This window comes from Erwinia sp. MYb375 (genome assembly GCF_037479175.1).
In the GTDB taxonomy this organism is placed as follows: Bacteria; Pseudomonadota; Gammaproteobacteria; order Enterobacterales; family Enterobacteriaceae; genus Erwinia; species Erwinia rhapontici.
The window spans coordinates 1,281,370-1,301,500 of record NZ_JBBGZS010000023.1 but is presented as its reverse complement, the minus strand read 5'-3'; the positions used below and the strand labels follow the sequence as shown (position 1 = coordinate 1,301,500).

General features: G+C 52.6%; 18 protein-coding genes, 1 tRNA gene and 3 pseudogenes. 11 read left to right on the top strand and 11 right to left on the bottom strand.

The features are described 5' to 3' along the window. The first annotated feature begins 135 nt into the window (after nucleotides 1-135). Nucleotides 136-606 carry a DUF1203 domain-containing protein gene (locus tag WH279_RS18880; protein WP_339458019.1) on the top strand — a complete coding sequence of 157 codons (471 nt, stop codon included), beginning with the start codon at nucleotides 136-138 and terminating at the stop codon, nucleotides 604-606. A 57-nt stretch (nucleotides 607-663) separates the two neighbouring features. Here the strand turns inward: WH279_RS18880 and WH279_RS18875 are convergent, their stop codons facing one another. Further along, nucleotides 664-1,422, bottom strand: a complete 759-nt coding sequence (locus WH279_RS18875) for an SDR family NAD(P)-dependent oxidoreductase (RefSeq protein WP_339458018.1) — start codon at nucleotides 1,420-1,422, stop codon at nucleotides 664-666. Between the two features lie 160 nt (nucleotides 1,423-1,582). Here WH279_RS18875 and WH279_RS18870 point away from each other — a divergent pair, with 160 nt between their 5' ends. Next, nucleotides 1,583-2,482: an AraC family transcriptional regulator gene (locus WH279_RS18870; protein WP_339458017.1), complete on the top strand. Its 900-nt coding sequence runs from the start codon at nucleotides 1,583-1,585 to the stop codon at nucleotides 2,480-2,482. 215 nt (nucleotides 2,483-2,697) lie between these two features. Beyond that, nucleotides 2,698-2,823 (top strand): annotated as a pseudogene (locus tag WH279_RS18865) (MmcQ/YjbR family DNA-binding protein); the annotation flags it as partial. Nucleotides 2,824-2,922: 99 nt separating this feature from the next. Here the strand turns inward: WH279_RS18865 and WH279_RS18860 are convergent. After that, nucleotides 2,923-3,789 carry a LysR family transcriptional regulator gene (locus WH279_RS18860; RefSeq protein WP_339458016.1) on the bottom strand — a complete coding sequence of 289 codons (867 nt, stop codon included), beginning with the start codon at nucleotides 3,787-3,789 and terminating at the stop codon, nucleotides 2,923-2,925. Nucleotides 3,790-3,897: 108 nt separating this feature from the next. On the opposite strand from WH279_RS18860, the gene WH279_RS18855 reads away from it, so the two are divergent. After that, nucleotides 3,898-4,872, top strand: coding sequence for a quinone oxidoreductase family protein (locus WH279_RS18855; protein ID WP_339458015.1), 975 nt, complete (start codon nucleotides 3,898-3,900; stop codon nucleotides 4,870-4,872). Nucleotides 4,873-5,021: 149 nt separating this feature from the next. Here WH279_RS18855 and WH279_RS18850 read toward each other — a convergent pair whose 3' ends face one another. Next, the gene (locus WH279_RS18850; RefSeq protein WP_339458014.1) at nucleotides 5,022-6,257 is read right to left on the bottom strand and encodes an MFS transporter; all 1,236 of its coding nucleotides are present in this window, start codon (nucleotides 6,255-6,257) and stop codon (nucleotides 5,022-5,024) included. Nucleotides 6,258-6,364: 107 nt separating this feature from the next. Here WH279_RS18850 and WH279_RS18845 point away from each other — a divergent pair, with 107 nt between their 5' ends. After that, entirely contained in the window at nucleotides 6,365-7,315 is a 951-nt protein-coding gene (locus WH279_RS18845; RefSeq protein ID WP_339458013.1) for an AraC family transcriptional regulator, read from the top strand. Between the two features lie 7 nt (nucleotides 7,316-7,322). On the opposite strand, the gene WH279_RS18840 is transcribed toward WH279_RS18845, so the two are convergent. The 4 genes and pseudogenes from WH279_RS18840 to WH279_RS18825 all read right to left on the bottom strand — a co-directional run bounded on the left by WH279_RS18840 (nucleotide 7,323) and on the right by WH279_RS18825 (nucleotide 10,425). After that, complete coding sequence (locus tag WH279_RS18840) at nucleotides 7,323-7,760, bottom strand: GNAT family N-acetyltransferase (protein WP_167863690.1); 438 nt, start codon at nucleotides 7,758-7,760, stop codon at nucleotides 7,323-7,325. Between the two features lie 92 nt (nucleotides 7,761-7,852). After that, complete coding sequence (yajD, locus tag WH279_RS18835; RefSeq protein ID WP_339458012.1) at nucleotides 7,853-8,200, bottom strand: HNH nuclease YajD; 348 nt, start codon at nucleotides 8,198-8,200, stop codon at nucleotides 7,853-7,855. Nucleotides 8,201-8,385: 185 nt separating this feature from the next. Beyond that, a pseudogene (locus tag WH279_RS18830) lies at nucleotides 8,386-9,417 on the bottom strand (methionine synthase). Between the two features lie 24 nt (nucleotides 9,418-9,441). Next, a pseudogene (locus WH279_RS18825) lies at nucleotides 9,442-10,425 on the bottom strand (DUF1852 domain-containing protein). 421 nt (nucleotides 10,426-10,846) lie between these two features. On the opposite strand from WH279_RS18825, the gene WH279_RS18820 reads away from it, so the two are divergent. After that, nucleotides 10,847-11,329, top strand: coding sequence for a cold-shock protein (locus WH279_RS18820; protein WP_339458011.1), 483 nt, complete (start codon nucleotides 10,847-10,849; stop codon nucleotides 11,327-11,329). Between the two features lie 180 nt (nucleotides 11,330-11,509). Here the strand turns inward: WH279_RS18820 and WH279_RS18815 are convergent. After that, nucleotides 11,510-11,585: transfer RNA gene (locus tag WH279_RS18815), tRNA-Asn, on the bottom strand. Between the two features lie 306 nt (nucleotides 11,586-11,891). On the opposite strand from WH279_RS18815, the gene WH279_RS18810 reads away from it, so the two are divergent. Further along, entirely contained in the window at nucleotides 11,892-13,013 is a 1,122-nt protein-coding gene (locus WH279_RS18810; RefSeq protein WP_133841626.1) for a Gfo/Idh/MocA family protein, read from the top strand. A gap of 139 nt (nucleotides 13,014-13,152) precedes the next feature. After that, nucleotides 13,153-14,202 carry a Fe2+-enterobactin ABC transporter substrate-binding protein gene (gene fepB, locus WH279_RS18805; protein WP_339484940.1) on the top strand — a complete coding sequence of 350 codons (1,050 nt, stop codon included), beginning with the start codon at nucleotides 13,153-13,155 and terminating at the stop codon, nucleotides 14,200-14,202. Nucleotides 14,203-14,449: 247 nt separating this feature from the next. On the opposite strand, the gene WH279_RS18800 is transcribed toward fepB, so the two are convergent. Beyond that, entirely contained in the window at nucleotides 14,450-14,905 is a 456-nt protein-coding gene (locus WH279_RS18800; protein ID WP_339458009.1) for a putative T6SS immunity periplasmic lipoprotein, read from the bottom strand. Nucleotides 14,906-14,940: 35 nt separating this feature from the next. After that, on the bottom strand, nucleotides 14,941-15,519 hold the full coding sequence (locus WH279_RS18795; protein ID WP_339458008.1) for a putative T6SS immunity periplasmic lipoprotein: 579 nt from the start codon (nucleotides 15,517-15,519) through the stop codon (nucleotides 14,941-14,943). 209 nt (nucleotides 15,520-15,728) lie between these two features. On the opposite strand from WH279_RS18795, the gene WH279_RS18790 reads away from it, so the two are divergent. The 3 genes from WH279_RS18790 (at nucleotide 15,729) to WH279_RS18780 (ending at nucleotide 19,510) form a co-directional block, all read left to right on the top strand. Continuing rightward, nucleotides 15,729-16,940, top strand: coding sequence for a multidrug effflux MFS transporter (locus WH279_RS18790; RefSeq protein ID WP_339458007.1), 1,212 nt, complete (start codon nucleotides 15,729-15,731; stop codon nucleotides 16,938-16,940). A 118-nt stretch (nucleotides 16,941-17,058) separates the two neighbouring features. Further along, the gene (locus WH279_RS18785) at nucleotides 17,059-18,669 is read left to right on the top strand and encodes an FAD-NAD(P)-binding protein (protein WP_339458006.1); all 1,611 of its coding nucleotides are present in this window, start codon (nucleotides 17,059-17,061) and stop codon (nucleotides 18,667-18,669) included. Nucleotides 18,670-18,751: 82 nt separating this feature from the next. Further along, complete coding sequence (locus WH279_RS18780) at nucleotides 18,752-19,510, top strand: hypothetical protein (RefSeq protein ID WP_200643343.1); 759 nt, start codon at nucleotides 18,752-18,754, stop codon at nucleotides 19,508-19,510. A gap of 90 nt (nucleotides 19,511-19,600) precedes the next feature. Here the strand turns inward: WH279_RS18780 and WH279_RS18775 are convergent, their stop codons facing one another. Continuing rightward, a complete protein-coding gene (locus WH279_RS18775; protein ID WP_200643342.1) occupies nucleotides 19,601-20,113 on the bottom strand; it encodes a TIR domain-containing protein in 513 nt (170 codons plus the stop codon). Between the last annotated feature and the right edge of the window lie 18 nt (nucleotides 20,114-20,131).

Below are 20,131 nucleotides of genomic sequence, written 5' to 3'. Positions count from 1 at the left end.
AAGCGTAGGGCAGGGACGGTAAGAAGGGGATGTCCGCGCCTCGGTTAAAGCTAAGTGATAATTTCCCTGACCGATAACAGCGAGTTCCTCCTGCCAATACCCGCTAATGTCATGCTGAAAACCACAGGAGGCATGATGAAATACCGAATTTCTGGCCTGAGAGCCGAGCAGTTTACCCATCTTTTTGGACAGAGCGATACCTATCTAAAAAGATACGGTGCCATCAGACAAACGGTAGTGAGCTATCCCGGCTATCCCGACAGAATCTCGTTGCGTGATATCCCTGCTGGCGAAACCGCGCTTCTGATCAACCACATCTATCAGCCTGCAGAGACACCTTATTTCGGCACTCATGCCATCTATATATGGGAGGGATGTAACCAACAAGGCATTTACCTCAATGAATTACCTGAAGTGATGAAAACCAGAGTGCTGTCATTGCGGGCCTATGATGAAAATCACTTTTTAAGACGGGCAGATATCTGTGAGGGACAATTTTCTGAAAATCTTATCGGCCTTTTTTTTGCCGATCCACTGATTAGTTATATCCAGATACACAATGCAAAACAGGGATGCTATGCCTGTTGCGCTGAGCGTTCTGAATGAACCTTCAGAACGCTCAGCAAGATGCTCTCCGGAGGGATGAAATGAATGCGTTTGGGTTTACAGCAGCTGGCCGCCAGAAATGTCAAAAGTCGTCCCGTTAGCCCATGCCATGTCATCAGACAGGATAGCGGCTACCGCTCCACCCACATCGTCCGGTAAACCGACACGGCCCAGCGTGATCCCCTGAGCAACCCAGGCGTTTACCTCCTCATTGTCGCGGACCGCACCACCGCCAAAATCGGTCGCGATGGCCCCAGGGGCAATGGCATTTACCCGAATTTGGCGAGCACCAAGCTCGACGGCCATGTAACGGGTCAGAACCTCTACTGCGGCCTTCACCGCCGCATAAATACTGTATCCCGGCAAAGTAAAGCGGACGAAGCCGGACGAAACGTTCAGGATGCGACCGCCGTTTTCTACCAGCGGTAACAGTTTCTGAGTCAGAAAAATTGGCCCCTGAAGGTGCGTGTTGACCAGTGAAGTAAACTGGTCCTCGGTCGCATCCACAAAGTTCGCAAAGAGGCCGTTACCGGCATTGTTAACGAGAAAATCGAAGCGTTCGCGACCGAAGTCAGCCCTGAGCGTCTCCGTCACGACGTTTGAAAAAGCCTGATAACTGGAGGTATCGGTGATGTCCAGCGGCAGCATAGCGGCTTTGTCACCCAGTGCTTCTATCTCTTGTTTCAGCGCCTGGGCTTCTGCAGCGCCGCTACGATAGGTGCCGATGATGTGGACGCCGCGCTTAGCGAGGTGAAGAGCCATGTTGCGGCCGAGGCCACGGCTGGCACCCGTGATCATTGCAATTTTGTTATTCATGGGCTGTCTCATGTAGGTGATTAGGCGCACCCTTCGATGCGTGCTTGACCTGCCCATGTTAGGCAATGAACGACGTGTAACCCACGCCTGATAAGCTCAATATCTTGCCTGATTGTATCAATCGCTTTGCGCGCTTTTGGATCATGGGTATAGTCAATCCATGAATGACTCTCTTGCACCCCATCTTGATATCGCCCTGAGGCATGCGCCACCGGGATTGACTATCACACGGATCCCCCGTGTAGACATCTGTGTAGGACAAGGTTCGACAGACAAGACACCCTGCCTTTATCGCTCGATGATCTGCTTCATTCTGCAAGGCTCGAAGCACGTTGCAATTAACGACAATCTTCTGAGCTACGACAGCGAAAAATATCTTATCAGTGCCCTTGATCTGCCTTTGATCGGACAAATTTTTGATGATGAAGGGGGGCAACCCTACGTTGCGATTTCGCTGGTGCTGGATCCGGCCATACTGGCGGAATTAGCGGCGGCGATACCGCCGGTTCGCGAGCGTGAACAAAAGGGGGGCGGCATTATGATAAACCCGATGACTGCCTCGCTCCGCGATACGTTACTCCGCTTGCTGTCATTGCTCGACACCCCTGATGATATTCCGGTTCTTGGGCCTATGCTCGAACGGGAATTGCTTTATCGTCTCCTGCAGGGCCCCCAGGGGCGACTGCTACGTCAGATTGCCCAACCCGAAGGTGCGCTGAGTAGTATCCGGCGAGCCGTCGCCTGGATCCGGGATAATTACAATACCCGGCTTCGCATCGAAGCGTTGTGCGATGTCAGCGGCATGAGTCGGGCGAGCCTGCATCGTCATTTTTTGTCGATGACTGGCCTCAGTCCCATCCAGTATCAGAAACAGCTTAGATTGCAGGAAGCTCGCCAGCTTTTGCTTGCCGGCGAGCATCGCGCCTCTGATGTGGCGTTTGCCGTCGGTTATGAAAGTGCTTCACAGTTTAGCCGTGAATACCTGCGGCAATTCGGCGCACCGCCTGTGCGCAACGTGCGTGAGATACGACAGGCGATCGGGACTTCAGTAAAGGAGTAAACGCTGGCTGTTTTATTCATTTCCGGCAGATTCCATGCCGCGCATACTGTTATGCAAAAGGTGCCGGACACCTCTGTGCCCCCCATCTCGAAAGGGGATCCGCTCCCGTGCTTTCGGATTAGCCTTAAATAGAATGCGGGGGGCTAAAATAAGCACGAGCGCGGTATTATATTTATCAGCGTAAAATATAAACCAGATAATGATAGGTATTGATGATGAAACGAGATGCATTATTCAATTACGCGCGGGAACATTTTTAGTCTGAGCCAGAATATCTCTGGAGTAATCTGCCGGGCTATGCAGTACTTCGGCATCACGACGGAAAGAAATGGTTCGGTCTCTGCCCACGAAATACACGAGCTGCTTGCCGATAGCCATGAGCTGACTGCCTGATAAAAAGATATCAGGGCGGGTTTAATGAAAAGACAGGCTCACCCTTTTCAGGGCGTTCTGTCAGGCGGACAGGCCTTGCCAATAACATCAGCCAGAAATTCCATGACCATCACCGCGAAGGGATCGCGTCTGTACTCTGGATAGGCAACCAGCCACATGCTCCTGCCTGGTGGGCGCGAACTGACAGGCAGTTTTATCAGCGAGCTGTCATTGTCCCCCATAAAGCAGGGTAACGTCACCACGCCCAGCCCACTCCTTGCAGCCTGCTGCTGTGCCATCAGGTCGCTGGCCCTGAATATAATCCGCCTTCCCTCCAGCAGGGATTCCAGCCATTGCTGCTGCGTCACATGATCCAGCGAGTTCTCGTAGGCAATGAATACCCAACTGTCGGGCGGCTTATCCAGCCAGCAAGGTGAAGCATACAGACCGAAACGCATCGTCCCGATCCGGCGCGTCAGCAAATCGGGATCATCCGGCCTTGTCAGACGGACCGCGATATCAGCCTCGCCTTTGTTCAGTTGAACATGATGGGATACGCCTGATAATGAGAGTGAGATAGTCGGGTGACGCAGCGTAAACTCAGCCACGGCCGGTGCAATCAACTGTGCAGCCACCGCCGGGGATGCGCTGATCCTGACAGCCGCCGCTGGCGCAGCGGACAGCGACTTCGCCTGTATACCCACCCGGTCGGCAATCCTGTTCATTTCATCAGCCAAAGAGGCGATGACTTTGCCTTGTTCCGTCAGCGCGGTACGCCGGGGCAACCGCTCAGTAAGACGAAGGCCGAGCGACGTTTCGAGGGCGGCGATGCGGCGGCTTACGGTGGCATGGTCAACGTGAAGCTCTTTTGCCGCAGCGGACATGGAACCCCAGCGGGCCAGAGCAAGAAAGTAATGTAAATCCTGCCAGTCCATTCACTCTTTCCTTGTGCATTTTTACACATACATGGTTCTTTTATACCCGTATTTTTCCTGACATAAACGACTTTATAATTTTTCTCACGTAAACAGTGAGGACAGCATATGTCAGTAGCCATCGTTATCAGTCAGCCGGGCGGTCCCGACGTCCTTAAAGCCATTGAAATGACGCTGAATGAACCGGGCCCCGATGAAGTTCAGATTCAGCATGAGGTGATCGGCGTCAACTTTGTGGATATTTACTTCCGTTCAGGGCTTTACCCTTTGTCCTCTTCCCCGACAGTGCCCGGGTTTGAAGGGGGCGGGGTGGTAACGGCCGTGGGGCATAACGTTCGCGCATTTACCCCCGGCGACCGCGTTGCTTATACCGGGAACCCGATGGGAGCCTATACAGCACTCAGGAATATTCCTGCCAGTCGGCTCATTAAAATACCCGATGGGGTAACGATTCGGACCGCCGGAAGCTCGATGCTGAGGGGGCTTACCGCACATATGTTGCTTCACAAGGTAAGGGAGGTTAAAGCGGGTGACTGGCTGCTGGTTCATTCTGCCGCGGGCGGTCTGGGCCAGATTGTCACCCGCTGGGCAACCATGAAAGGTGCCAGGGTGATTGGGACAACGGGGTCCGCTGCTAAAGTGAACATTGTGCAGGATGCAGGGGCTGCTGAAGTGCTGCTTCACACCGATGCGGCATGGGCGGAAACCGTGCGCGAAATGACGGAGGGTCGCGGAGTGCATCTTGCCATTGATGGGATTGGAGGAAACATGCTTGCTGCAACGCTCGGCGTGGTGCGTCCTTTTGGCATCGTCGCAAGCCTGGGTCAGCCTGCCGGGCCTATTCCACCGGTGCGTGTAGAGGATCTTGGCTTCGCCCGCTCAATCGCACTGATGCGGCCAAGTTCCATTGCCTATGCTGACGACGCCGATCTCTACAGACAGGGGGCCAGCGACCTCATGGCGGCCCTGCAGAATGGACTGGAAAATCCCGTCGGAGCGGAATATTCCCTGACGCAGGCGGCGAAAGCACACGCTGACCTCGAAGCCGGACGCACAACAGGAAGTGTGATACTGACCGTATAGATTCCGTTGTTACAAGGGTAAAAGCAGAACCCGCCTCTTCTGCTTTTACCCATTACATTAAAAGATGTCTGTGATTTTCCGCATTGATAACGGCTTGTGGGCTGCTCCGCTAGCTGAACGGAGGCGATGTCCCCGGCGTGGTTAACGTGTCAGTGAAATGTCCTGCTTTGTGTTTCTGTCGGTGATGAAGAGACTCTGACCCGGAAGGCAATAATCAGCGCGGCACTGAACATGATGCATGCCGCCGTGATAAATACCCCCGTCACGCCGTTGATGCCATATATCAGGCCACCGATGGCCGCACCGGCAGCAATGGAGGATTGAACGGCGGCGACCACCATACCTCCCGCACTCTCTGCTTCATCTGGAAGCGTCCGTGCGACCCAGTTTGACCACGCCACCGGTACGCCGCCAAATGCCAGGCCCCACAGCATCACCAGCATCGTGAGACCCACTATCGATAGTGGCATGATGATCATGCCCAGTGCGGCTGCACCCACCAGAGCGGGCATCATGATGAGCGTCAAACGCAAGCTGCGTTCCATCAGCCATCCCGCCGACAGCGTCCCGCAAAAGTTAGCCAGTCCAAATCCGAGCAACAGTAACGCCAGCCCTTCGGCATTCACCTGTGCGAGACCTTCCAGCGCAGGCCGTATATAGGTAAATAGCGCGTACTGGCCGGTGTGTGCCAGCACGCACCCCATCATACCCACGCTAACACCAGGCCGTCGCAGCAGGGAACATACCGATGCCGTTTTACTCCGAATCAGCGGTGGCATTCCGGGCAGCGTGAAATACTGGAAAAGCAAAGTGACGACACCCACTGCGGCAGCGGCAATAAAGGCGCTACGCCAGCCCCAAATCCCCCCCAGATAGCTTCCCAGCGGCACGGCAACCACCGTACCTACCGCGATACCACTAAAAATGATCGACAGGGCGCGCGGCACCAGCCTTTCTGGCACCAGGCGCATCGCTACCGCCGCGGCCATGCTCCAGAATCCACCCAGTGCGATACCCAGCAAGACGCGCATTGCCAGCAGCATGACAATGCCTGAAGAGAGCGCCACGAGCAGGTTTGAAAAGACCATCAACGCAGTGAAGCTCAACAGTACGGCGCGCTTGTCAAACGCACGCGTAAATCGCGGGACCAGTAATCCGGCAAATAACGCAATGACCGCCGTCGCCGTGACGGCCTGTCCGGCAAGAGATTCGGACACACCAAAATCCTGAGCCATCGGGGTTAATAAACTGGCCGGCAGGTATTCAGCGGTGAGTAGGCCAAAAACACCCATGGTTAACGAAAACACCGCCCGCCAGGCAGGCCGGATTGGCTCATCGGTGGTTAATACGGCTTTGTGCTGCCTGATAGAGACTTCATTGGTCATGACTGAGTTTCCAGGTAAAGGGGTTAAAGGATGAAGTCTATTCAGGTGTGGCTGGATGAGCTATGCTCTAAAAACCTCCTTTATTACCCGAAAACCCGAATATGGTCATGACTTCACCTTTTGCCCTCTCATCTGAACTCATCAGTGAACTGCTTTCTGGTCTGCGACTTAACGGTGTGCGGTATCAGCGTATTCAAACGGGCAATACGTTTGGATTGAATTTCGCCAGCCGCCCCGGCCATGCTTACCTGCACTATGTCGCGGTGGGGGATGCGGTGCTTCAGACTGCAAACGGCGATTGTTTCTCGCTTTCAGCCGGGGAAGCCCTGTTTATTCCTCACGGCGGAGAGCACCAGCTCATGTCGGCAACAGCCGCTGACGTGATGGATATCGATGATTTTGAAACGGTACCCCTGGATGAAAACGTGAGTGGCATTGATACCTGTCCCAGCACCCAGGAAACGCCAGGTGCCGTGCTGTTCTTTGGCTGCATGGAAATTGATTTGGGAAGCATGCAACGACTGGCAGGCGTGATGCCTGAGGTTATGCGTGCTGATGCGAAGGGGGCTAACTGGCCGGGACTGATGCATATCCTGGATGCGATGAAGCGTGAGATATGTTCCGGGCGCGTGGGCTATGCCGGCATTCTCGCCCGGCTGGCCGATGTGGTTGCGGCGATGTTTATCAGAGGGTGGGTGGAAGGCGGTTGCGGCACCAGCCAGGGGCTCGCTGCAGCACTGCGCGATCCGCGTCTGGCTCGGGCCATCCTGGCGATTCACCGCGAACCGGGCCGCGACTGGAGCGTGGCAGAACTCGCCGCTGAATCGCATATATCCCGCTCCGCCTTCGCCGAAAGGTTTCAGACCACCATCGGTATTCCACCGTTGCGGTATGCCACGGAAGTACGGATGCACCTCGCTGTCCGCTGGTTATCGTCAGAAAAAATCACCGTCGACCTGGTATCCCAGCGGCTGGGCTACTCCTCACAGGCCGCTTTCAGCCGGGCTTTTAAGCGTGTAACAGGCAAGTCTCCCGGCGCAATGCGTATCCTTAACTGACAGAGCGTTATCCTCTGGCCTTTTCTAAACGGATATCAGTGTCATTAATATCCGTTTTATTGCCCCAGCCGAGATGCAGGTAAACGTTCGCAGCACGGCTGTTCTTATCGGTTTCCAGCCAGGCGATATCATGGTGTTTAAATAATTCCTGCTCAGCGGCCATCACCAGTCTGCGTCCCGCTCCCTTGCCTTCATATTCCGGGAGAACAAATGCCGCAAACAGGCAGCCTTCATCCGGCAAAATCATAGAGAAACCGATGATTTTTTCGCTTTCAACCGCAACCCAGGCGCAAGGGCTGTTCTGAATCATATCGGCCACCAGGCTTTCAGTGATCCCCATCTGGCGCATTTCTTCACGACTCAGATGGTTTTCAATAACCGAGGTTCTGACGTCGAAAATACGCTCTACATCAGAAACTCGCGCTGATCGGATAGTGATATTCATTATCATTTTTCATCCGGTGAAATGATCGGGCTGCCCGTTCACATTGAATATGCTGGCAGTCCGTAGAGTTCCAAAAGCTAACCGGTCTGCTGTTATTTCTTGTTCTTCAGCATCGACTGTAAATCCGCAAAAGGATTGTAGGTGGCGGCACCCACGTCTTTTTGCGCATCTTCTCCTGCCACAACGGTGGTACCGTACTGGTCAGCTTCGGTGTACTTCGAGTGTTCGTGGTCATGGCAATACAGGCACAACAACTCCCAGTTACTGCCATCTTCCGGGTTATTGGTGTGATCGTGATCCATATGGTGAACCGTTAATTCGCGCAGGTTGGAATAAACGAACTCGCGCGCGCAGCGGCCACAGACCCACGGATAGATTTTGAGTGCTTTCTCACGGTAGCCGCTTTCCAGCCGCGCATAGTTTTTAGGGATCAGAGCCATTGCCGATATTACCTGTTCTAAAGGGAGCATTTAACGAGAGTGCCTTCAATATATCCCATAATCGAACAGAAGGAGAAATCAAACAGGGAAGTGCAGGGAGGCGCTGGGGGGGAGAGCACAGTCCGGATTGTTCAGATTGCTCAATCCGGACTGCGTTGTTTCAAATGATCGACGGCCTGACGCCGTTATTTCGCCAGCAGTTCTTTACGCACGATTTCTGCGCCTGCACTTAATGCATCCAGCTTGCCGCGTGCAACGCCACGCGGTAACGGGATCATGCCGCAGTTGGTGCAAGGATAGAGCTTGTCGGCATCAACATACTGCAGGGCTTTGCGCAGCGTCGCGGCAACTTCTTCTGGCGTCTCAATGTTATTGGTTGCCACATCAATGGCACCAACCATCACTTTCTTACCGCGAATGAGTTCCATCAGCTCCATAGGAACATGCGAGTTCATACATTCGAGTGAGATAATATCGATATTAGATTTTTGCAGTTTCGGGAAAATCTGTTCGTATTGTCGCCACTCGGTGCCCAGCGTCTTTTTCCAGTCGGTATTGGCTTTGATGCCGTAGCCGTAGCAAATATGGACAGCGGTTTCACATTTAAGCCCTTCGATAGCGCGTTCCAGGGTGGCAATACCCCAGTCATTCACTTCATCGAAGAAAACATTAAATGCCGGCTCATCAAACTGGATAATATCAACGCCGACAGCCTCTAACTCTTTGGCTTCTTCGTTGAGAATTTTGGCAAATTCCCAGGCGAGTTTTTCGCGGCTTTTATAGTGGTTATCATACAGCGTATCGATCATGGTCATCGGGCCAGGTAAGGCCCATTTGATCGGCTTATCGGTTTGCTGACGTAAAAACTTAGCGTCTTCCACAAACACCGACTTCTTGCGGCTGACAGGGCCGACAACGGTGGGCACACTTGCATCATAGCGATCGCGAATTTTAACGATCTCACGTTTCTCAAAATCAACACCCTCAAGGTGCTCAATAAACGTGGTAACAAAATGCTGGCGTGTTTGCTCACCGTCGCTGACGATATCAATACCGGCCTGCTGTTGATCGTCCAGGCACAAACGCAGCGCATCTTTTTTGCCGTCGGCTAATTACTGATCCTGCAATTTCCACGGGGACCAGAGTTGCTCAGGTTGTGCAATCCATGAAGGCTTAGGTAAGCTGCCAGCCGTGGACGTGGGCAATAACTTTTTCATAATAGAAACCTTGTATTTGTTTAATCAAAGAACGGGATCAGCAGACCATTGTTCAAGAAGAGTTTGATATGGTTTGATGAACTTCTCTTCAGTGAACTTTCCTTGTTCAACAGCCAGCTGGCTACGTTCTTCGCGATCGTAAGTAATGAGCGTTAATGAATGGTCCCGCTGCGTCAGGTTGGGTTGATAATGCTTTCCTGCTGCAGAATTGGCATTGTAAATCTCTGGTCGGTAGATCTTCTGGAACGTCTCCATCGTACTGATGGTGGCGATAAGCTCCAGATCGGTGTAATCATTCACCAGATCCCCTACGAAATAAAAAGCTAACGGCGCAACACTGTTTGCCGGCATGAAATAGCGCGCCTGTAAGCCCATTTTATTGAAATAGTGATCGGTCAGGGACAGTTCATTCTGCTGGTATTCGATGCCCAAAGCAGGATGCTGATAACCCGTCTGATGATAGGTGTTCTTGCTTGAGACGCTCAGGCAAATCACCGGCGCTTTGGAGAAGTTTTATTTGTAGATATCTGAATCCACAAAGCGTTTAAAGATATTGCCATGCAGGTCGCCAAAGTTAGCGGGGATGCTAAATTCGGGTTGGTTTTTATTATGGGCTGGCAATACCACACTGAAATCATAATCGCGTACGTAAGAGGAAAAGTTATTTCCTACGATACCTTCAATGCGTTCATCTGTTTTCTTATCAATAATATTGGTTTTTAAAATCTCAATCACCGGGAAGCTATCGTTATTGCCTTCGACAGCAATATTCATCTCAACGGAGATGATTTCCAGTTCGACAGCGTAACGATCCCCTTTGGGATTATCCCCATGCGCCAGGGAATTAAAGCGATTGTTCATCATCACTAAGGCGTTGCGCAGGTTTTCCTGGCGTTTTGAACCTCTGGCCAGATTAGCAAAGTTGGTTGTGATACGCGTATTTTCGGATGGATTATAATTCTCATCGAAACAGATTTTTTTTATGGTAAACGCAAAGTTATTATTCATCGTAATCTGGTATCCTAATTTCCGCTACAAACCTGAGCTTACTTTTTGCACTTTTCATGAAGCTGCAATTTTCTTTCAGGTTCCAACATTCAGCCGCCTGCACACATTCTATAGTGCATATTTTATGCCAGAGTCACTGGGTGAGGGGAAGTGATATAATTTCACAGCAACATGAGCGATTTTCATGATCGCGGGGAGAAGAAGGAAAGAGGTGAGCGGAAGTTCATCATACTCTCCAACCGCTCCGGGTTCACTCACATTCCACGTCCCACTTTGCCTCTTATCCGCCGTCACCTGCCTGCCGTTCCTCGCGTACCCGCAATTTATCGTCCAGACTTACCGCAAAGGCATAGTCTGCGCAGGCATTGTGTTTTACACTGCGCGCTGAAAATTGAGTAGATTAACGATTAAGTAGGCGACAATGGCGATGAACGGCACGATCACAACCTGGTTTAAAGATAAAGGCTTTGGATTTATCAAAGATCAAAACGGCGATAACCGTTATGTCCATGTGATTAAAATCGCCAATCCTGAGCTGATTAAGAAAGATGCGGCGGTGACTTTCGAGCCCACCACCAACAGCAAAGGGCTGTCAGCGTATGATGTGAAAGTGATCCCAGAAAGCGCCTACATCTATATCGCGGGGGAGCGCCTGAAGCTCACCTCGATCAAGTCTTACCTGGTGTACAGCGAAGAAGTCCCTGCGGAAACCCGCATTGATAAAGAAAATACGGTGTTGTCTGTGGGCATACTGATGAACAGCATCCGGCCAAAATCAGCCACTCAGCCGGGTGAAATGCGCACGGTGAAAAAACTGGCGATCACCACTTTCCAGGGAACAACCCTGATCTTCTCGGAAGATGAGATCGACATCGACAGTACGGTGAAGCTGCTTAAGGTCTGACACCATTCGGACTGATCCCTGTGCCGAAATCCTGCGCCATTGAACGGAAGGATTTCGGCATCGCTGACGGCCTTTGAGAACGTTCCCTTCACACATTTCCCCACTGCCTGTCATCCGGCGGCACTAAACCATTAAAAACAAAACGCCCGCTCAGGTTCCCCTGAGCGGGCTTCTTAAATTTGGCTCCTCTGACTGGACTCGAACCAGTGACATACGGATTAACAGTCCGCCGTTCTACCGACTGAACTACAGAGGAATTGTTGGAACGGGGCGCATGATATCCAGCAGGGCAGGGGATGTCAAAGGCTGTTTTCACGCTTTGGGTTCAACTGCTGAATAAAGCAGCATACTGAAGGGAGGTGTGTGATTTTTACCTCAAAAATCGTGCTTTTGCGTATTGCGTTGCAGGATGCGGTGGGACTTGCAGCGGCGTTACATTCATTTTCGCCAGGGCGATCACGTTTGTTTCATTTTGACGTTGAATCACAGTGTTGCGAAATATACATTTCATCAATATTGAATTTTTGTTCCATTTTCTGTTGCCTACATCTAAGGATTTATCATGAAAAAAGTCAGAATTGGCCTGATCGGTACCGGTTATATCGGACGCTGCCACGCGATTGCCTACTCTCAGGCGCCGACCGTGTTCAACCTGAAAGGGGAATTGGTTCGTGAGATGCTGGCGGAAGTGAACCCGGAACTGGCCAGCGCGCAGGCAGCCACGCTCGGCTTCAATCGTTCAACCGGAGACTGGCGTGAACTGGTCGCGGATGAAAATATCGACGTTGTTGATATCTGTGCCCCTAATTTCCTGCATAAAGAGATGGCGCTGGAAGCCATTCGCCACGGCAAACACGTCTACTCCGAAAAACCCCTTGCGCTGGATGTCGCCGATGCTGAAGAGATGGTGCGTGCAGCCGAAAAAGCCGGGGTTAAAACGCTGGTGGGCTTCAACTATATGAAAAACCCGACCAGCCAGCTGGCGAAAGAGATTATTGCCCGTGGCGAAATCGGCGAGGTGGTGCACTTCTACGGCACGCACAATGAAGATTACCTGGCGAATCCGAACACCCCGCTGGACTGGCATTGTCAGAAAGCACTGGCGGGCCTCGGTGCACTGGGCGACCTGGCCGCGCATATTGTCAACATGGCGCACTATCTGGTGGGCAACATTGATGAGGTTAGCGGCGATATGATGACGGTCATCAAGCAGCGCCCGGACCCGAAAAATCTGTCCCAGCTGCGCGATGTGGAAAACGAAGATCAGGCCAGCGCATTGCTGCGTTTTGCTAACGGCGCGCACGGCGTGATTGAAACCTCGCGTATCGCCTGCGGCAGCAAAATGGGCCTGACCTACGTGGTGACCGGCACCAAAGGCAGTATCCGTTATACCCAGGAGCGCATGGCGGAGCTGGAGCTGTATATCCATGATGACCCGGCCGGTCGCCAGGGCTTTAAAACCATTCTGACTGGCCCGGCGCACCCGGATTATGCGGCGTTCTGTATTTCTGCCGGGCACGGTATTGGCTTTAACGATCAGAAAACGGTGGAAGTGCGCGATCTGATTAACGGGATTGCCGCCGATGACCGTATGTGGCCAGACTTTGCTGAAGGCTTGCAGGTATCGAAAGTGCTGGAGGCGATCGCCCTCTCTGCCGCCGAAGGGCGTTGGATGAAAGTGTAAATTTTTACTCAGGCCGGGCTTGCCCGGCCTTTTTAGCGTAAGCCATTTTTTCCCGCCTCTTCTCCATTGTCATAAGCGATTTAAATTCCCCGCCATTAAATGTATGATAATAAGACTCATTTTCAATGAAATGGCTAAGATGAAAAAACTGTTCTCCTTCCCGGTGCTGTGTGCACTGCTGGTGGCTGCCGCACTGATCTTTGTTGTATCCGTCCGCAGCTGTTCAACTCAGTATTCAGAGTCGCAACCCGCCTCCTCGCCACCGGCTGCGGCCGCAGCTGTTGCGCCAACAGGCGCACAGCAGGGCTGGCCGCGTACGCTGCAAACCCCTAAAGGGCCACTGACTCTGACTAAGGCCCCGGAACGTATTGTCTCCACCAGCGTGACCATTACCGGAACGCTGCTGGCAATCAATGCGCCGCTGGTCGGTTCCGGCGGCACCAGTCGTAACAGCACGGTGTCGGATGACCAGGGTTTTTTTAAACAATGGAGTGCAGTGGCGAAGCAGGCCCATCTGAAACCCCTCTACATTTCTGAACCGAACGCCGAGGCGATTGCCGCTGCGGCGCCGGACCTGATTGTGATTGCCGCCACGGGCGGTGATTCAGCGTTAAAGCTCTACGATCAGCTGTCGGCTATCGCCCCGACGCTGGTGATCGACTACGGTGATAAAAGCTGGCAACAGCTGGCTGTGCAGTTAGGGGAGATCACCGGGCATGAGAAAGACGCCAGCACTGTGATTGACCGTTTTGAGCAACGGGTTCAGGCGGTGAAGCAGGCGATCACGCTGCCACCCCAGCCGGTTTCCGCGCTGGTTTATTATGAAGATGGCCGCGGTGTGAATTTGTGGACCCTGGCATCAGCGCAGGGCAAGCTGCTGTCTGAACTGGGCTTTACGCTGGCGATGCCACCCGCGGACGTGCAGGGCGGCACCAGCATGGGTAAGCGTAACGATATTATTCAGCTGTCAGGTGAGAATATGGCGGCCGGTCTCACCGGGAAGAGTATGTTGCTGTTCTCAGCAGATGACGAGACGGTGGGGCGCGTACGGGCCAATCCCTTCCTTGAGCATCTGGAGCCGGTAACGGCTGAGCGGGTCTATGCGATGGGCCCGGATACGTTCCGTCTGGATTATTACAGTGCCAGCAATATGCTGGACAGTATTGAGCGGCATTTTACGTCCCACTAAGGTGAGATGTCCTCACCCAAATACACCGCAGAGATCGCCATGTTGTGGCAGTTTTAAAACTAACAGCGAGCAACGGTGCTGCGGGGATGGGGCCAGTTTGAGGTAAGCCGGACGTCACGCGACAGGACGTCGCGTGCCGAGGCCCGCATGGATGCGGCAGTTGCCGATCCGGCGTGCTCAAACTGGCCTCAGACCTGAAGCCGAATGATCAGCCACTCATTTTTGTGGGGATTCATCAGGGGCCTGGTCAGCCGTCGTTGTTTTCACTCTCCCGGATATAGTCAACCGTTAGCACGGAATAATCCCGCGGTGCGAAGGGATGCGGTACACCTTTTATCATCCTGAATTCAGAAACAATAATACGCCGCATCATCCTTCTTTCGGTGGGTGAACGTAAAGAGATCTCCACGTTTATCTCACCGGACTCCGGGAATTGATAGTAAGTCTCAGGGATGCATAGCTGATTGTGTGCGATAGCCAGGGCAGGGAAGTCCCTGTTAAAACCAGACCTCGGCGGTGCATGTCTGTCTCTGATGGAAAGATAATGTACGTAATAGTCGCCGGCATTGTTAATCTGGAAACAGAATCCGGCGTCCGTTCTGGAAACCTGTCCGACTTCATACGGCGGGAAGTGATCCCCCAACCAGCAGCCAGTCAGTAACAAAGAGAGAAGAGTGGGCAGGATGGGATTATTGATTTTCATATGGCATACATATCCCTGAGTTTATCCATAAGTCATCACTGATGACCGACCGTAACGGCAGGTCGGCCACTACGGTCGGTGGCCGGGTACCAGGATACGTTGCAGGGTTCGATCTTCTGTTCCTGAGAAAACGGGCCAACGGCTTGCAGAACGGTGTGGTCAGCCGCCGTTTTTTCCCTCTCCCGGATATAGTCAACCGTTAGCACGGAATAATCCCTCGGTGCGAAGGGATGCGGTACACCCTTTATCATCCTGAACTCAGATATAATGATGCGGCGTATCATTCTTCTTTCGGTGGGAGACCGTAATGATATATCCACGTTAATTTCACCGTAGTCCGGAAATTGATAGTAAGTGTCTGGGATGCATAGCTGATTATTAGCAACTTTTAAAGCAGGTAACTTGCGGTTGAAACCCGACCTTTCAGGTGCATGTCTGTCTCTGATGGAAAGATAATGTACGTAATAGTCGCCGGCATTGTTAATCTGGAAACAGAATCCGGCGTCCGTTCTGGAAACCTGTCCGACTTCATACGGCGGGAAGTGATCCCCCAACCAGCAGCCAGTCAGTAATAAAGAGAGAAGAGTGGGCAGGAGGGGATTATTGATTTTCATATGGCCTACATATCCCTGAGTTTATCCATAAGTCATCACTGATGCTCAAGCATAACAACGGCGTATTTTATTGGAAATTCGTTGATGTGCGATTTTCCGCCATCGCCATTTATGAATTCAGCTCATAACGACGACCTGATTACCTGACATTATCTTCTGATGGCAAACCGCTACTCTACCGTTCTCCCTTTCTGTCCCGATGGATTGTCATGACTGACTCTCAGGCGCATACGCCGTTAGCCACCCCAAAAACCACCGGCTTTACCTTTGTACTGATCCTCAGTGCACTAATGGCTATTACCTCGTTATCGACCGATATTTATCTGCCCGCCATGCCCGTGATGGCGAAGGATTTACAGGGCGATGCGGAGCTGACCATCACCGGCTTCTTAATCGGGTTTTGTATAGCTCAACTGATCTGGGGACCGATCAGCGATCACTTCGGTCGGCGTTTGCCGATGTGCATCGGTATGGTGCTGTTTGTGATGGGGTCGGTGGGCTGTGCCTTATCCACTGATATCGTGCATATCGTCTTCTGGCGGGTATTTCAGGCGCTGGGTGCCTGTACCGGGCCGATGCTGGCCAGGGCGATGATCCGCGATCTCTACAGCCGCACCCGTGCGGCGCAGATGATGTCCACGCTGATGATCGTCATGGCTATTGCCCCGATAGCCGGGCCGCTGCTGGGGGGACAGATGATTCACATCGCCTCCTGGCATGCCATTTTCTGGCTGCTGGCGATAATCGGTGCCGTGATGCTGCTGGCAATCGGCTGGCTGCCTGAAACTCTGCCTGAATCAAAACGGGTGAAAGCCTCCCTGTTCGGTGCCTTTCGCAATTATTACTGCTTACTGACGCATGCCAACTTTATGCGCTTCACGCTCTGCGTGACGTTTTATTATGTTGCGGCCTATGCGTTTATTACCGGCTCACCCTTTGTTTACATCTCGTATTTTGGTGTTGAACCCGCGTATTACGGCTGGCTGTTTGCCGTGAATATTGTCGGATTAATGGCGGTCAGCATGGTGAACCGACGGCTGGTACATCGCTATCCGCTGGAAACCCTGCTCAAGTGTGCCGCCTCCGTTGCCGCACTTGCCGCACTGCTATTAGCGGTGGCGACCGGGTCTGGCATGGGCGGGATAGGCCTGATTATCGCGGCGGTATTCGTTTTCTTCTCCATGAACGGCATTATCGCGGCAACATCGACCGCTGCTGCGCTGGATGCTGCGCCGGAGATGGCGGGTTCGGCATCGGCACTGGTGGGATCGTTACAGTACGGCAGCGGCATTATCTCCTCGCTGCTACTGGCGCTGTTTAGCGATGGCACGCCCTGGACCATGGGCTGGATTATCGCACTCTTTACCCTGGCCAGTGCCGTAATGGCACTGACCACGCGCACAACGAAAATAGTCATATAGACTTGATCTACCGGCTGATGAGCGTTGTTCAGGAAAGGGGGGGAATGGCGTTCATTCAGAAAAGAGGTATTCCCGGAAAATAGCTGGATTTAACAACAATAATAAGGCGGGAGCGGCAATGAAAAAGATAGCCATCATCGGGGCGGGGCCAACAGGCATTTATACGTTTTATGCACTGCTGGGCAATCCGCAACCGCTGTCTGTCTCTGTCTATGAACAGGCGGTTGAGGCGGGCGTCGGCATGCCCTACAGCGATGAAGATAACTCGCGGATGATGCTGGCCAATATCGCCAGTATTGAAATTCCGCCTGTTTTTATCACCTATATTGCGTGGCTGCGCACCCTGAGTGACAGCCATCTGGCCCGTTATGGCGTCGAGGCTTCTTCCCTGCATGTGCGGCAGTTCCTGCCGCGGATCCTGCTGGGTGAATATTTCCGCCACCAGTTTCTGGAAATCGTCGCTCAGGCTAAACGCCAGGGTTTTGAAGTCGATATCCACGAAGCGTGCCAGGTGACCGATCTGGAAGCCACCTCCCAGGGCGTGCATATCTGGGCGCAGGGTGAACGCATCCCGGTGCTGTTTGATCTCGCGGTGATTGCCACAGGGCATGTCTGGCCTGATGACAGCAAGGCGACCCGTACCTTTTTCCCCAGCCCCTGGTCCGGGCTCATGGATGCCCGTATTCCCCCCTGTGAAGTCGGCATTATGGGCACGTCGCTGAGTGGCATTGATGCGGCAATGGCAGTGGTGGCTCAGCATGGGACATTTAAAGAAGGCGATGACGAACAGATAACCTTCAGACTGAATAAGGGAAGTGAGCGGCTAAACATCACGCTGATGTCGCGTACAGGCATCCTGCCGGAGGCCGATTTTTATTGCCCGATCCCTTATGAACCGTTGAGCATCGTCACGCCAGAGGCCATCGAAAACGCCATTGCGGAGGGAGCGGACGGCCTGCTTGACCGGGTGTTCGGGCTGATGGTTGAGGAGATGGCACAAAGTGATCCGGCCTGGAGCCAACATATCTCGCTGCGGACGCTGGACATCGACGGTTTTTCCGCAGCCTGGTTCGCCGATCGGAATCAGCATGACCCCTTTCACTGGGCCTGCGCCAATCTTAATGAGGTCGAGCGCAATAAGCGCGAAAAACACACGGTGGCCTGGCGTTATACCGTGCTGCGCTTACACGAAGCCGTTGAAGAAATCGTCCCTTTTCTCAATGACAAAGACGCGAAAAGATTCAACGGTGGTCTGGCCCGTGTGTTTATCGATAATTATGCCGCCATTCCATCACAATCGATCCGTCGACTGCTGGCGCTGCGCGAGGCCGGGATCATCAGCATCCAGGCCCTCGGGCAGGATTATCATCTGCACGAAGATGACAACCAGACCGTGATTTCCGCTAAAGGGCAAACGCGGGTGTTTGATGTCTTTATTGATGCCCGCGGGCAAAAACCGCTGAAGACCCGTGACCTGCCATTTCCGACGTTGCGCGCCCAGTTGCAGTCCTGTGGGGATGATATTCCTGACGTCGGCAACGATTACACGTTGCTGTCGCCGGAGAGTGCACGGGGGCGCATTGCGTTTGGTGCCTTGCCTTATTTAATGCACGATCGGCCTTTTGTACAGGGCATTACCGTCAGTGCGGACATTGGTGCGGCAATAGCGAAGGCGGCCCTGGAGCCGCCCTCACGCACGCGCAGGCGACTGCGTTATATCGACATCTGACGTGCCTGCGTTGATTACTGCTTTGCATCGCCTGGCGTATTCTTCATAATCCCTTGATACGCCATCATTATTTGAGAGCACTATGATCAGGTTTTGGGTTCCGTTTCTGGCCGTGGCATCGGCATCCCTTCTGGCGGCTGAGGAGCCACCTTCCATCAGGCCGCTGGCATTGACGGCGGTGAAAAGCGGCAGCGATCAGTACAACAGTTTGTGTGCCGCTTTAAAAGATCGCTGTAACGCCGGGAAAGAAACCACCTTATGGAAGAGCAAGGCCGATGCGAACACCGTCTATTTAATCAATTCCTCCCCCGAGTTGATGAAGATTGAGAAAACGGGCAGCACCTGGCGCGTGAAAGGAACGTGGGATTTTAGCCCGTATCATCACAGTCACAGTGATAAGAACGAGGGTGATGATGAGCTGTCTGCAAACGGTGTCACACTCTATCCCGCGTTATATCCCCTGAGTAAAAGCCAGCAGGCGGTGGCCCTGGTGTCGCAATGGTCGACGGGATATTCGGGCGGCGGGCGTGAAGAAAATTACGCCGACTTTATGCAGTTGAATGATGACGGGAGTTACAAAGCCGCCTTCAAAGATATTCTGTTTTCCTCCCGTGAAATGATCCGGGCCTGTTTCTCTGAACAGGATTATGCCCGCAAGTCCCATTGTCACGATGAGAGCTGGCGTGTTTTGCAGTTGAAAATACGGGACCAGGGGAAGGCATACTACGCCTGGGAGTTCATCACCAAATCTTCCGACTGGCCGTCGTTTACCGATAAGTCTGAGATAACGACCACCGTCAGTCGGGAAGTGAAAGTGCCGTTTGCAGAGAGTGCGCAGTAGCAGGGAATATAGCGGAACGAATACGTATGTAAGGTGTTACGTATTCGTTCCGTTTGTATGAAGAAGGATGGGAAGATAAAATGGATGTAATTAACTTAAGGCTGCTTTTACCGCCGGGTAATCCCAGCGGTAGGCTCCATTTACGATGTCACGCATGGCGACATGCTTACCGATACCTGTCAATGAATCAGGACACTTAGATTTTCTAATGTAAGCTGCATTGTATAAAACGACGATATTCAGTTTGTCCTCTACTGCTTTCTCACATTCATACTCGATGTAACTACGGTGATCAACGGAATGCCCCCTGGCACAACTCTGAGTCGAACTCTTATAACTGTCACAATATCGACATCCACCACTTCTGGCATCTTTAGTATTGTTTCCGACAATAAGAACGAAGGTTTTTGAATGATCTAATCGTGTTGCCAGGGAGGATTTTATGCTGCAATTTAAACTGCTGTCTCTGGCCTGGGTTAAATCATGTGCATCAGTGAACGATAAATTCAAATGTTCACTGTCATTCCAGCTATGCAATTGCTTGATAGCATCTTGATCCCCATCCCATTCACCCGCAATGTATGTTTTCGTTCGGTAGGCCATGTTATCACTCCTTTGGTT